Raw genomic sequence first — 14,276 nt, forward strand, 5'->3', positions numbered from 1 at the left:
CGCAGTCACGACAGCCAACACGCCTGAGCAAAACGCGGAGGCGTACCGCACGACCGAGAATCGGCAAGTCACGAACGGTACGCTCGCAATACTCATGAGTGCTTGAACAGGTTTTCTGGCACCCGCCGCAGGATGGGAATCGGGTGGGATGGGGAATCAGGTCGATCTGAAGCGCGTCGCCATCAGGCTTGATCGTAACGACAGAAAAGCCCTCCCAAAAAGGAAGGAAAGTATTAATATCGCGCATAAGAACGCCGGTTTGTTAGATGTGTTTGCTCGCACGAACATCATCAATCAAATCGGCGTTCTTGTTTCTGTGTTTCCCGGGATTCCGTGAAGAACCAAAAAAAAGCCACTCATCTGAGTGGCTTTTTTCTGAATCTTGGAGCGGGAAACGAGACTCGCATCTGGTGTCCGACCCATATGAAATATAAGGGGGTTTGTTTTCTTTCCGGAGCAGGAAAAAACTTAATTCTGGACTCATTTTCGAGGAGTATCAGGACCAGAAAGGCGTGATTCCGGGCTGTACCATTTTCTTCTACCCATAGCCAGTCGGGCGGAAAGCGTCCGGTCTGGACAGTTACTCAGGGATTTCTTGGATAACTAAATGGGGTCGTGAAGCTGCTCCTGCTGTGGCGCCCCCATGAGTTCAATGAACCGTATCCGGGGATTGCAAACTGACCTAAGCCGCACACCGTCATTCCAGTCACGGGCCTTGCCATCCAACGCCTGAATGATCGCTCGGAGAACTGCTTTCGGCCAAGTCGCTCATATGGATTGACGTAGGGATATGACCTGAAACGGTAACAATAAGACTCTTAATATTGAGAGCGGCAAAAATCTTTGCCATGTACAGAATCGGACAACACCCCCCTACCAAATGGACTTCCATGATCTACTTCGCCAGGATCTGCGGCATTTTGAGTTGTCTGCTGTGCAACTGCCTGTGGGCCGCTGCCAATCCATCTGACAAAACCGCAGATTTGCTAGGCATATACCAGCAAGCAGTTATCAACGATGCGACCTTGTCTGCATCCAGACATGCAGTCGCCGCACAGCGTGAAGCTGTTCCCCAGGCGCGCGCTGGCTTGCTTCCTACTCTCAGCGCGGGCGGTAATATTGAGTCCGTACGACTGGAGCGTGATGCCCCGACATTAACCCGCACTCGCAGTCAATCAGTCTTCCAGGCGAATTTGAATCAACCCATATTTCGCCTCGATCGCTGGTTTGCTCTCGAGGCGGCTCAGGCCAGTACCAATCAGGCGGAGCTGGAGCATTCGGCCAAAGAGCAAGAGCTGATTCTAAAAGCTGCCCAAGCCTATTTTGAGGTGTTGCGCACACGGGATTTGCTGGCAGCGTCAAAGGCAGAGGAGTCGGCTCTTAAGCGACAACAGGAGCAAGCTCAGTCTCGTCTGGAAAATGGTGCCGCAAGTCTCACAGACGTGCTAGACGCCCAAGCTGCATTTGATAATGCCCAGGCTAATCGCAAGCTGGCTGAACGCAAGGTTGACGACGCCTTCGAGGCCCTATCGCGTCTAACACGACAAGACTATTCGACGATCGAGGGTATAGAGCATCAGCTCCCTATTGAGACGCCGCAGCCCAATGATGCCAATGCATGGGTAATGACTGCTGTACGGCAAAACCTTTCACTGCTGGCGAGCAGCTTTGCAGTCGCCGCCGCCGAACATGTTCAACGTCAACGTAAAGCAGGTTTCGCACCAACCTTAGATGCGGTGGTTTCATATCGCAGAGGTGACAACGACAGCTTCGGCTATAGCAATCCCACCGATTTCAATCGCTCCGATTATCAAGGTAATGTGGCGCAACGAAGTGTCGGGCTTGAGTTGAATATCCCCCTGTACTCGGGCGGCTCAACGCGCTCGCAAGTGCGAGAAACGACTGAGCGCCTATCCCAAAGCGAAGATGAGAGAGAAGATCTGCGCCGTGAGGTTGTGCAGAACGTGCGCAACCTGCACCGTGCGGTCAATTCGGATGTTGAACAAGTCATCGCCCGTCGGCAGACAATTCTGTCCACTCAGGCATCGGTAAAGGCCAGCCAGGTAGGTCGGGAGTTGGGAACACGCAATACAGCCGACGTACTCAACGCCCAACGTCAGCTCTATAACGCCGTCAGGGAATACAACAATGCGCGTTATGACTACATCATCGACACGTTAAAACTCAAACAGACGGCCGGCACACTTAGCCCCGCCGACCTGTCGAGCTTGGCCATGTATCTGACTAAAAGCTACAACGCTGAACGCGACTTCCTCCCGCCCGATGCCCGTAAGCCCTTTTAGCCAAAGGCTAGGCTAGCCCCGGCGGACGACCCATCGATAATTCACAAGCTTCATAAGGCCATCATATGAGTGGCGTACACATCTCTTAACGGATGGTTGAGACCCGGGTCATCACAAACTTGCAGGCATGGACGCGATATGAATGAACAACAAGCAAACGATGATGTGCCAGTAGATACAGGCCTTATCTGCCTAGTCATGCTTGCTCGGTTGCACAACGTTGCTGTCAGTGCTGAGCAACTGACTTATGAATTTTGCAGCGAGGGAGGCCTTTTTAGCTCACGAGAGATGCTGCTAGCCGCTCAACGAGTAGGTCTTAAAGCCAAATCCGTACAAACGACTGCAAGCCGTCTGGAACATACCCCCCTTCCCGCGATTGCCCTTGATCATAACGGTGATTTTTTCATTATTGCCAAGGTCGACCAAAGCAAAGCGGTTATCCATGACCCCCGTGTGGCACGAGCAGAGGTCATAGCGCTGGAAGCGTTGCAGGGACGGTGGTCGGGTACTTTGATCCTGGTACGCTCCGATGCGAACCTACAGCGTGAAAACTCCCGCTTCGACTTTACCTGGTTCATTCCTGCCATCGTCAAATATCGCAAGCTATTAGGCGAAGTACTGCTGGTTTCCTTTGTACTGCAAGTGTTTGCATTGGTCACACCGTTGTTTTTTCAAGTGGTCATGGACAAAGTCCTGGTGCACCACGGGCTGACCACGTTGGACGTTGTCGCCATCGGTCTACTGGGGATCATGGTGTTTGAGTCCGCATTGAGCGGGCTGCGCACTTACCTATTCGCCCATACCGCCAGCCGTATCGACGTAGAACTAGGTTCACGGTTATTTCGTCATTTGTTGAACTTGCCCTTGGCGTATTTTCAGGCTCGACGTGTGGGGGATTCAGTAGCGCGTGTTCGCGAACTGGAAAACATCCGCAGCTTTCTTACTGGGAACGCCATCACCGTCGTTCTTGATGTGTTGTTCTCGGTAGTGTTCATCGGCGTGATGTTCTATTACAGCGCCTGGTTAACATTGATCGTCCTACTATCCCTGCCCCTGTATTTCCTGGTGTCTCTTATTGTGACCCCCCTGCTACGAGCTCGATTGCAGGACAGTTTCAATCGTGGAGCCCAGAATCAGGCTTTTCTGGTGGAGACCGTTAATGGTATCGACACGCTAAAGTCCATGGCGGTTGAGCCTCAAGTGGTACGCAAATGGGAAGACCAGATTGCGGGATACGTTGCAGCGGGGTTCAAGACACAAAACTTATCGGCTATTGCCAATGAAAGCGTGTCTTTCATTGGCAAGCTAGTGACCGTCGCGACACTCTGGATGGGCGCGCGGTTGGTGATTGAGGGCCAATTGACGGTAGGTGCGCTAATTGCCTTCAACATGATGGCCGGCCGAGTATCCCAACCAATTATGCGTCTTGCTCAGCTATGGACCAGCTTCCAGCAAACCGGGGTGTCAGTGCAGCGTCTGGGGGACATCCTCAATACCCCCACAGAGCTGTCGCAAACGGCGCGCAGCGCATTACCCTCACTTCAGGGTCACATCGAATTTGATCAAGTGCATTTTCGATACCGCCTCGATGGATCAGAGGTTTTGCGAGGCGTCAGTGTGCAGATCCAGGCTGGTCAAGTAATTGGTGTCGTAGGTCGTTCAGGTTCAGGAAAAAGCACGCTGACACGCCTGTTACAGAGGCTTTATGTCCCGGAGCGTGGACGGGTGCTGGTTGATGGCATGGATCTGGCGCTGGCCGACGTGTCGTCGTTACGCCGACAGATCGGCGTAGTGCTTCAGGACAACATGCTGTTCAACCGCAGCATCCGTGAAAACATCGCATTGACTGACCCTGGCTGCCCACTAGAGAACGTCATGCATGCCGCCAAAATGGCCGGCGCGCACGAATTTATCCTCGAGCTACCGGAAGGCTACGACACTGAAGTAGGCGAACATGGTGCTTCGCTCTCCGGCGGCCAGCGGCAACGGATCGCTATTGCTCGGGCGTTGATCGGCAATCCACGCATTCTGATTTTCGACGAAGCCACCAGTGCTCTGGATTATGAATCAGAGCGGGTCATTCAACAGAACATGCAAAGTATTTGTGCTGGTCGCACGGTTATCATCATTGCCCACCGGCTGTCAGCAGTACGCGACGCCCACCGTATTCTTGTAGTGGATCGCGGGCAGATCGTTGAGCAAGGTACCCATCTCGAATTGCTGGCCCACCAAGCGGGGCATTATTCACGCTTACACCGCATGCAGCAGAGTTGAGTGCAGGTAAGGAGTCAGTAGAAATGGACTTGGCACTATTACAACGGTATCGACAAGTCTGGGGTGAGTCCTGGCGACAGCGCAAACGTATGGAACCCCCAAAGCGTTTGCCCCATGAGTTGCAGTTTTTGCCGGCGGCTTTGACGCTGCAAGAAAGCCCCTCCCACCCAGCACCCAGAATTTTAGTCTGGGCCATCATTGTGTTTGCTGTTCTAGCACTGTCTTGGGCGTATTTTGGAAAGATCGAGGTGGTGGCCGTCGCCCCTGGAAAAATTGTTCCTAGCGGGAAAACCAAGCTCGTCCAGTCCAGTGAAACAGCCGTGGTCAAAGCGATTCATGTCAGCGACGGCCAGCCTGTCAGTGTTGGTGAGGTATTGATTGAACTGGACCCCACTTCGGCGGATGCAGAGGTTCGGCGCCTTCAAAGCGACTTGCTGGCAGCGCGCATTGATCAGGCTCGCAGTACCGCCATGTTAGAAACCATTAACAATCCGCAGGAACCAAGGCTTCCCCATGAAAGCCTGCAAGACGCAAATGCTGATCAGCTCCTTGCCACTCAGCGATGGTTACAGGGGCAATATCAGGAGTACAGAAGTCAGCTCGAACTAGCAGACGCCGAGATTCTTCAACGCAGTGCAGATATCCAGGCGGCCCAGGTTCAGGTATCGAATTTACGCACTACCCTGCCGATCGCCACTCGACTGGCTGAGGACTATGAACGCTTGCTCGCCCAGCAGTACGTGGCGCGTCACGAATATTTGCAAAAAGAGCAGGCTCGTCTGGATGTATTACGACAACTCAGCGTGCAACAAGCGAGCGTGGCACAGTCCACAGCGGCACAAAATGAAGCCCAGCGGCGCCGCGAAGGTGTGGTGGCCCAAACCCGGCGAGCCATGCTTGATCTGCAACAGGAAGCTAACCAAAAAGAAGCGAGCCTGGTTCAGCAGCTAGCGAAGGCGCATTACCAAGAGACCTTGACCCAGCTTAAGGCTTCAGTGGCAGGCACCGTACAACAGCTTGCCGTACATACGGTGGGCGGTGTCGTCACTCCGGCGCAAGCCCTGATGGTCATCGTTCCTATGGATCAGCCCGTGGAAGTAGAGGCGATGCTGGAAAACAAAGACGTTGGTTTTATCCGCGCCGGGCAAGCAGTCACCGTAAAGGTAGAAACCTTTACGTTTACTCGCTACGGAACCGTCGAGGGTGAAGTACTCAGCGTCTCCAATGACGCTATCGAGGACGAAAAACGCGGACCTATCTACAGCAGCCGTATTCGCCTCAAAACCAACAGCCTCATCATCAACGGACAAAGCGTAGCGTTGTCGCCGGGGATGTCTGTCACGGCCGAAGTGAAAACCGATCAGCGTCGAGTGCTCGATTACTTTTTGAGCCCCTTGCAGCAGCATATCGATGAGAGCTTGAGAGAGCGTTAAGGAGCCAGCATGAGTTTTTCTCCAAGAGCAGGTTCGGTCTTCGGTTTCGAAAACAGTCTTCTGTGTGCGCTCACAAAAATAGATCTATCTATGAGAGTTTCTTTTTTCCCTATGGCAAGTGTTTGGCTGACATATGGACTGGCGCTAAGCGGTTGCAGCCTAGTCGAGCCACATTCCCGGACAAGCTGGGAGACAGATTCGCGGGTATCGGCTCAGGAAGTTATTTCATGCGCACAAAAAACCGTTCAAGAACTATCCGTTAAAAACCCCAAATGGGACACAACCATTACTAGATCAGAGGATCACAACGGAACACTAGAGACGGGCAATTATCCAGACACCAACGCCACTGAACTAAGAACTCGCGTCACTTTCCAACCCGAAACGCACCAACTTGCAGTAGACATTAAAGCTAGCGGCCCCTACTACATGGACCTTGGAGCCAAGGAGGGAGCAAACCATTTCAGGCGCGACATTGAAAACTGCCTAACTATAATCCAAAACATTTGCGCAGAAACGTTTATTGTCCCCTACAGCCCAACCTTCAGAGAATGAGACTTCAGAAATGAATAAACCGTACACGCCTGCCTCGGCGAGGCACTGCACAAGTTATTTATTAACTATATTTTTTATTTTTTCAGGATTTTTCACTAACGCCTTCTCTCGCGAACTCGAATGGGAGGAAAACGGGTCGATTGTGAGAACCATAGAAGATCCAGAAAAAATCATTGAACGCACAGAGTCATTCAATAGAAGCTTGAAGCAAAAAGGTTATGCAGGAACGATACAAGACTGCTCTGAGATCTACGATTTCCCCGTTGGAGTTGCAAATGGAAATCATAGTTTTGGCAGCATCTGCACTTATCAACACGATCAAACGAAAGAAAAAATTTTTGTCTGCAACGATGTAATGGTGGGCCATTTTTCAATACTAAATAAATTCACTGACACGGACCAATGGAAGCTCAAAGCTATTTACGAGAACTGTTACGGCGGATAGGCACGCACTCAACTACCGCCCGAGCCAAATCAATATACCTTGAGAGGGACCTATGCTCGACAATCAGCAATTACGAGATTTCATTAAGAAATCAGTATCCAGCTCAGAGATTGGCAACACTAGCCCTTATGTCTCCGTGCTATCCACCGGAAATAGTGGACTGTCCTTCGGAGCCCTCCAAAATGATGTTGGCAATAACTCTATAGCTCGGACTGCCTTCCGAAAAATTCTGGATGCGGAAGTTGAGCTAGACGCCTTAACATCAGCACAGGCGGACAGTCTATATTCAAAAGCCAGCCAAAATTTTCAGCTAAGTAGCGCTGAGCGGGTCTTGGTGGATAAAGCGTTATTAGCACATACTAGCTTAGTCGACGCCGCAGACGAGCAACAACTTATTATTATTGAACGCTATGTAAATCTTGCCCTAGACGCTGCCAGCAAGAATCCAAATGGTCCTGGCAGCTTGGATCGAAACAACTTGGATTTGCAATTCGTCGCCGAATTAGCCATGTGGGGCAATCGAACTGGCGGGCTGAGTAGCACTGCCCTGTTTCTTGAAACTGCTACTGAGGTCAGCCGGCAAAACTACGAATCAGAATATCTTTCAAAACAAGCTCAGTTCACAAATACTTCTGAAGACTTTTCCCGCTGGCAAGAAAGAGTAGACGAAGCCACGCTGTCAGGGTTATTAAAAATCACGATAGATGCATCCAATAAGGGTTTATTCACTCCGCTTGGCTGGGACGCCACCCTTGAGCATTTTGGCATAAAGCTTTCTGGCCTATCAGACATCATTGACCAGAACGCTTTTAACGTTCTGCTTGATGACATCAAAAACATTTCAATTGACAGCATTGGCAACGTTGAGCTTGATGCAAACGGAAATATCAAACTAAATTTAGTATCAACCGAATTTGGCAATGCAACATCTGTTTTATACAGAAGTAACGGCACTCAAGTTAGCATCGCGGGAACAACATTGATTGATGCTCCCAAAGAGGCTCAAGTGTCGATCGACCAACAAAACGTCTCCGTAATAAATCGCTACGGCGACTTATCAGCAACATATAGCTTAAGTAGAGAAGGTGTCATCGTCGCCTGGAAAAATGCCGATGGTGGATTGGCCGTTGAACAGACCTACGGTTTTAATGGGGTACCAGTCAAGACCGCTTGGAAACAGAACGGCACCACGTTTAGTGGTGCGGAGCAGGACTTGGCTGCTTTTATTTCCAAGTCTTCCATCCAAGCAAACGATTCAGCTCTGGCCGGAGCACTTCAGTCCAAACAAGCTGCAACCACAGTTACTTTCGGAACAGTTGCCGACGGGGTGGCTGCGGCAGCAGACAACGCGGCATCCTTGAGGTATCTGCAAAAGCGCCTGGGATTGGAAGGCGTTTCCGATCGCTGGGCCCCGACTGCGTTGAGCGGGGCTATTCCCGCTTCCTTGGCGTTGTCGAATAGCTTGGCGGCGGCGATCCAGCAAGCAATCAATAACGCGCAGCAACGCTGGAATACCTCGCCCAATTCTATTTTTTATGTCTCGGTGGTGAGCTTCGGTAACGAGCCGTTGGTTCATCGTTTGCCTTTGGTGTTGGATCTATCCGGCAATGGCATAAAACTAGTTGCCCCCTCCCAAAGTAACGCAGTGTTCGACCTCAACGCTGACGGAATAAAACGCCCCGTCGGCTGGGTGGGCGCGGACAACGGCATATTGGTATTTGATACCAACCGCAACGGCGTTATCGATAGCGCTGCCGAATGGTTTGGCGAAGCCTTTGTCGTGCCAGGCAGTACGGGCCCGGCCGGGAAAAATGGCTTTGAAGCATTGTCTAAGCTGACGAAGCCAGGGAGCATGGTGTTCTCCCGGGAGACATCACTGGTCAACCCGCTTACTGGCACCAGTTATTTTGACGCACTGAATGTATGGGTGGACGCCGATCAAAACGGGATTTCGACCGCTGGCGAGCTAAGAACTTTGGCGGCGCTGAACATCAAGTCCATTGATTTGACCTCCGTTCATGATGGCCGACAGATCGCAGGCGGACTAATCGACTCTACCGCTGGCTTCACGCTCAACAACGGGGCGCGTCTGGACATCGCAGATATCGGTTTGAGCGCGCCGACCTCCGGCGCCCCCACGACCTCGTCCTTCAATCCGGGAGCTCTGGTTTTTGCCGAATATGCATCCAAGGGTTTCGCCGCTATGGCGGCGGGTCAGGCACGAGGGGTTGATGCTGCATTAGCGACTCATGCACCAAATTTTACTGGACTAATGAGCGCGTTACGCACCTGGATGGCAAGCGCACGTTTACATACTTATCAAGGTTACGCGAACCCGCTCATTAAGACTGAGGATCCGGCGCTCATTACGACTTACGAAGGCAGCAACCCCGCTACTCAGCGTGGAAACACTGCTGGCAAGGATGTCCTGACGTTGATGCAACAAGGCACCGCCTACTACACGACGGTGCGTTCAACCTTGCAAGCAGTCGACGCTGGGGCCAGCGCTCTCGCTCGGGCGCAAAGCGCTGCTCAGGTGGCTAACGCGGTATCAACAGTTGACAGTCGCGCGACGGCTCAGGCCCAAGCTCAGGCAGCCGCAACGGCATGGGGTGCGGCCGCAACATCCTATTTGAATACTGTGGGCGCCTGGGCGACCTATGCTGCGCAGTTAGAGGCGCTGCGTGGCGGACTGAACAACCTGGTTCCGATCAATCAGTCCTACACCGGACATTTGCCTGGTGGTTATACATTCTTTTCTCCTCAGGACTCCGGTTTTGCGGCGGACACCTTTACTGCTTATACCGCAGTGCTGCAGTTGTTCAGGGACCTAAAAATCGGCGTAGATGCGTCCCTGGGGGCCTTTGCCCAATCGGCCGGTTACGCCAAAGCCTACACCGGTATTACCGGCGGAACGGTTACGTTGGACAATGGCTACAATCTGGTCCTTGCAGGCCAGGGAGCACAACGATTTGTGCTCAACAGCAAGGTCGACAATGTGCTGCTCAGTCAGGCCAGCGGCCAGGTCACCCTGCAGGGGTTCCAAGCAGGAAGTGCCGGCGACCAAATTCAGCTTCTGGGACTGGGAAATGCGGCTGCAATTACCAGTATTCAGGGTGGCCTTCGAGTTAGCGCCGCCGATGGGCAACGTTATGTTGATTTGTTGGGTGTCACGGCCCAAAGCCTCAACCTGTTTGCCAACTTCAGCGGCGTTCGCGCCCTCTCCTTTGCCGGTTTCAATCAGGCCGGCGTACGTAGTTTGCAAGGTAACTCACTCAACGACGGCCAAGTGCATGTCAATGAGATCACGGCGTCAAACCTCGGCGATACACTAATCGGCGGTGACTGGGCGTCGGTGCTCAGAGGTGGCGCCGCAAACGATACGTTGGTAATTAAAGGTCAAGGCTACTGGCTTGATGGCGGTGGAGGTGTTGATCAAGTTAGTTACGCCGACGCTACAGGTAGCGTCACCGCGAACCTTTCCACTGGTAAGGACAGCTTCGGCAGCACGTTATACAACATTGAAAATCTTGCAGGATCTGCCTGGCGCGACATACTGACAGGTTCCTCGACGAACAACGTACTGACAGGCGGCCGTGGCAATGATCGCCTTGAAGGCGCTGGTGGTAATGACGTTTTTGTCTTCGACCGCGGCGATGGTCAGGATACGGTATTCAACGGCGTCTCGGGCAATGCCAGCCCCAGCTCGATCTTGAAATTGCGCGCGGGCATCAAGGCTAGCGATCTATGGTTATCGCGTGAAGGCAATGATCTTGTGGTGACGGTACTCGGTAGCCATGATCGAGTAACGGTCCAAGACTGGTTTGCTGCGGACTATCGCAAGTTGGCGGCCATCGAACTGGATAGTGGTCTCAGGCTGGGCAGCAATGGGGTGGAACTTGCCATTGCGACGCAACAAACCTGGAAACAGGCCAATCCCACTTTCGATCCGCTAAATCCGAGTACTTCGGGCCGGCCCCCCTCGTTGGCTGGGTATTTCACCGCTCAGGTAGAAATCCCCCTGGTGCCTTCGGTGTCCAGCGTAGCCTTGGAAACAAAGCGAATTTTTGAATCGGGAAGCGTCACTCAAGGCAAGGGGCTGGCCGGCACAGCTGTTAACACAGCGACGACGGCGGTGACTGCTCTGAATACCAAGATCACCTCAATCCGCAGTTTAGCGGCCCAGGTTTCCTCGGTTTTCCTGAACCCGAATCAAAACACCTACCGCTATCAGACCAGCCAGGATGCTCAGACATACATCGTTTCTACGCCAAGAGATTGGAACTCTACAAACCCGCTATTAGGACGGCCAAGCTATGTCACAAGCTTTCAACGAATAACGGCCCTGAACGCCGATGCTTTCTATATTCAAAAAACGATAGATATATCTTCACCGGCATCGACCTCCACTCCTGCTGAGAAGCTTGAGCGAGGTGTTGGCGCGGTGAGTGCTTCCATCACAGACCTGACCGCTATTACCAGCTCACTTTCTACTGCCGTTACCGCGGGGCAAGCCGTCGCATCAAGCGCAACAGCTCGGCAATCGGCACTGGAACAAGCAGTAAAGGCCAACGACACGAAAAACCTGTCAACAGCCCAGCTGGCCGGGACTGCAGCAAGCGCCTTTGAACAAGGTTTGGGGCGTACGGTGGTTCTTTATCAGGATGCACTTTCCCGATTATCCGAAGCATCTTTGCTCATCACTCGGAACCGTGATCGTTTGGGCACTATCTTGCCGGCTAACAGTACGACGACCACAAAACGATTCATTCCGACCAATGCTTTGAACCCCAACGTCGGTACCTGGGTGGATGTCATCACCACCACCCGCTATGACTGGGCTTCGGCTACTGATAAGAACAAGGCAGCCGCCATCCTGTTTGCGCAGGCAGCAGCGCAGGACGCCTATGCGGCAGCCAATGCCAGCATGCAAACCTATAAAACAGCGCTGGGCTCGGCACTGGGGTATGCCAATGTCCAGTTTCTGTCCGGCACCAATGCTGTCGCGACGGCCTCTGCGACGGGAAGTCTGTTAATATCTGGAGCTGGTAGTAACCAAGGTCTAACGGGCGGCGCGGGTCGTGACATTCTTTTGTTCACCGATATAGCTGGTGCGAAAGGTCACCTAGTTAAAAACTTCCAAACCGGGCTTGGAGGCGACAGGTTGCTGCTCAGCGCTGGCTTAACAACGGCATATCTGGATCAGGATGCCTCCGCACAGGCACGTGTTTCCTATGCGACAGGGGGGCCGCTGCTCACGTTGACCGGGCTGAACCTGAACAATCTATCGCTGTATGACAATCTGCTTGGGGTCAGTACTGCGGATTATTCAAAATTGGTGCGAGGGATCGATGTATCGCTGGACTCGCTAACGCCACGTGATTTCGACGGATTTACCCATGTGCAAAACCTGACAGGAAGTGCCTTCGCCGATCGTTTGAGCGGTGACAGCCAGGACAACGTACTCAATGGTGGCGCCGGTGCGGATGTTTTGTCTGGTAAAGGTGGAAAAAACACTCTGAACGGCGGTGAAGGCGTGGATACCGTCAGCTATGACGGCGCACCTTCAGGCGTTCTAGTTGACCTGTCGAAAGGCACCGCGAGTAATGGTTATGGTGGGGTTGATCGCCTGACGGGAATCGAGAATGTCCTGGGCTCGGCGTATGACGACATCTTGTCCGGTGATGCAGGCGCAAATCGTCTTCAAGGTGGCGCAGGTAACGATCTTCTGAGCGGTGGTGGTGGCTATGACCGTTATGTCACTACCAGAGGCAAGGGGCATGACACTGTCGTCAATGGTATTGGCGGAGTACGGGGCGAGCTTCAGGTCGACAATGAAACTCGGCAATCATTGTGGTTCGCTCGATCTGGCAATGATCTGCGTGTCCAATTGCTTGGCAGCGATACGGATATCACCGTTCAGGGTTGGTACGACGCTTCCGTTAGCAAACTTGAAAAAATTTCACTGGGGGGAAGTAGTTCTGGCTATGTGCTGGGTGCTCAAGTGGATCAATTGGTTCAAGCCATGGCTGGATTTAGCGCTAGCCATCCTGGATTCGATCCGAAAACCTCCAGTGTGATCTCGGATGCGTCTTTACTGGCAACCGTAAACAGCAGTTGGTTGACCATCCCTGCTACATGAAAGATACAAAGACCCTAGGGTTGTTACAGATATCTGTAACAACCCTAGGGACTCCCTGAGGAAGCGCAACATCCCTGACAGCCCCAAAGATCGCCCGCCGACTGCTCGACGTGCTGATCCAAGGACTTAACTGGCCATGAACAGCGGAGATAAGCCTCCCCTTTACAATCCTCAACCCCAGCGCACTCGCTGCCTACTCGGTGGCCAATTGAAGCGGAAGGTCTGGGTCCGACCAGACTATCGAGACTCACGACCGGAAACACCATGCTTAACTTTGCGTACCACTTTCTATGCTGACCAACCACTTCTTGGGCTTTTTCCGTGGCCAAGTGCCTAGCGTTACGCTCCATTTGCCGATAAACACGCGGATCGATGCCCATCGCGACCAGCGCACTCGCACATCATGCAGAGCGCGAGTATCTCGCAGGCTAATTTCAGGATAGGTTCCGAGAGAAATATGGGGCTGCTTATCCGCCCAGGACAAGCGGAAGTGCCACACATGGCGCCTTTCGTATCACGAAAAGAGCGAGGCGGCTGTAGTCAGGGAGAGTGTAGCCCTTGGTACGGGGTTTGGCATGTCGGACCGCGGTATCTGTGAGATACCATCGTACAATCTCCGTCTCGTTTGAATAGAGGAGATTTGTAAGGTTTCAGTGAGGCGGGGCCCACGAAAAAGTGATCTACTAAGCGCCGGATTAACGTACTAAAAAATGTGGCTGGGAGTGCTTTCGAGTGAACTTACTGGAACGAAAAAAGAGGCCGAAGCCGAATGGCACTTACTTAACCTTCTTCGGGTGTCCATTCTTCCTGACCTCGGCCCTTGCTGATCGACGTGTTTTCATCAGCATGGGGTAAGGCTTGGGTCTTCGTTTTATGGCGCGCGGTTCAATCCTGCCTGGACGCTTACCGACACGCTTCTGGGCAATCAGCTCAAGCAGATTCAGCATTTTGTCCTCTTGCTCTTGAGCCTCGTACTGCCTCCACGCAAGGCACAGCTGAAGGCTATGTTTGAAGCTCAGCTCGCGAGGCAGGCAGTCGGCTAACAGAGCTGATTGCATCATGAGCATCCGTATCAGGTTGTGCGCCAGCAGGTAAATCCATAACTCTTTGACGGCCATATCTGG

The 14,276-nt window shown here is 52.7% G+C and carries 7 protein-coding genes and 1 pseudogene; 6 read left to right on the forward strand and 2 right to left on the reverse strand.

The genetic code is table 11. The annotated features are described in order from the left end of the window. Positions 1-247 (reverse strand): transposase family protein (locus BM317_RS29060; protein ID WP_170866272.1); only part of this gene is annotated, 247 nt, incomplete at its 3' end. A gap of 643 nt (positions 248-890) precedes the next feature. Between BM317_RS29060 and BM317_RS29065 the strand changes: the two genes are divergently transcribed. The 6 genes from BM317_RS29065 (at position 891) to BM317_RS29085 (ending at position 13,152) form a co-directional block, all read left to right on the forward strand. Then, the gene (locus BM317_RS29065) at positions 891-2,303 is read left to right on the forward strand and encodes a TolC family outer membrane protein (RefSeq protein WP_092477150.1); all 1,413 of its coding nucleotides are present in this window, start codon (positions 891-893) and stop codon (positions 2,301-2,303) included. 138 nt (positions 2,304-2,441) lie between these two features. Continuing rightward, positions 2,442-4,577: a type I secretion system permease/ATPase gene (locus BM317_RS29070; protein ID WP_092477152.1), complete on the forward strand. Its 2,136-nt coding sequence runs from the start codon at positions 2,442-2,444 to the stop codon at positions 4,575-4,577. A gap of 23 nt (positions 4,578-4,600) precedes the next feature. Continuing rightward, complete coding sequence (locus BM317_RS29075) at positions 4,601-6,010, forward strand: HlyD family type I secretion periplasmic adaptor subunit (protein WP_092477154.1); 1,410 nt, start codon at positions 4,601-4,603, stop codon at positions 6,008-6,010. 9 nt (positions 6,011-6,019) lie between these two features. Next, positions 6,020-6,565 carry a hypothetical protein gene (locus BM317_RS30595; RefSeq protein WP_139236090.1) on the forward strand — a complete coding sequence of 182 codons (546 nt, stop codon included), beginning with the start codon at positions 6,020-6,022 and terminating at the stop codon, positions 6,563-6,565. 10 nt (positions 6,566-6,575) lie between these two features. Continuing rightward, complete coding sequence (locus tag BM317_RS29080; protein ID WP_092477156.1) at positions 6,576-7,010, forward strand: hypothetical protein; 435 nt, start codon at positions 6,576-6,578, stop codon at positions 7,008-7,010. 52 nt (positions 7,011-7,062) lie between these two features. Further along, positions 7,063-13,152, forward strand: a complete 6,090-nt coding sequence (locus BM317_RS29085) for a beta strand repeat-containing protein (RefSeq protein ID WP_092477158.1) — start codon at positions 7,063-7,065, stop codon at positions 13,150-13,152. Between the two features lie 776 nt (positions 13,153-13,928). Here BM317_RS29085 and BM317_RS29095 read toward each other — a convergent pair. Beyond that, positions 13,929-14,276, reverse strand: a pseudogene (locus tag BM317_RS29095) (IS4 family transposase); the annotation flags it as partial.

Origin of the sequence: Pseudomonas sp. NFACC24-1 (genome assembly GCF_900115235.1) — a bacterium.
GTDB classification, from domain to species: Bacteria; Pseudomonadota; Gammaproteobacteria; order Pseudomonadales; family Pseudomonadaceae; genus Aquipseudomonas; species Aquipseudomonas fluorescens_AA.

Bases quoted from the DNA above. Each gene is read 5' to 3' on its own strand.
- BM317_RS29065 (WP_092477150.1), top strand. From the start codon at position 891: ATGATCTACTTCGCCAGGATCTGCGGCATTTTGAGTTGTCTGCTGTGC.
- BM317_RS29070 (WP_092477152.1), top strand. From the start codon at position 2,442: ATGAATGAACAACAAGCAAACGATGATGTGCCAGTAGATACAGGCCTT.
- BM317_RS29075 (WP_092477154.1), top strand. From the start codon at position 4,601: ATGGACTTGGCACTATTACAACGGTATCGACAAGTCTGGGGTGAGTCC.
- BM317_RS30595 (WP_139236090.1), top strand. From the start codon at position 6,020: ATGAGTTTTTCTCCAAGAGCAGGTTCGGTCTTCGGTTTCGAAAACAGT.
- BM317_RS29080 (WP_092477156.1), top strand. From the start codon at position 6,576: ATGAATAAACCGTACACGCCTGCCTCGGCGAGGCACTGCACAAGTTAT.
- BM317_RS29085 (WP_092477158.1), top strand. From the start codon at position 7,063: ATGCTCGACAATCAGCAATTACGAGATTTCATTAAGAAATCAGTATCC.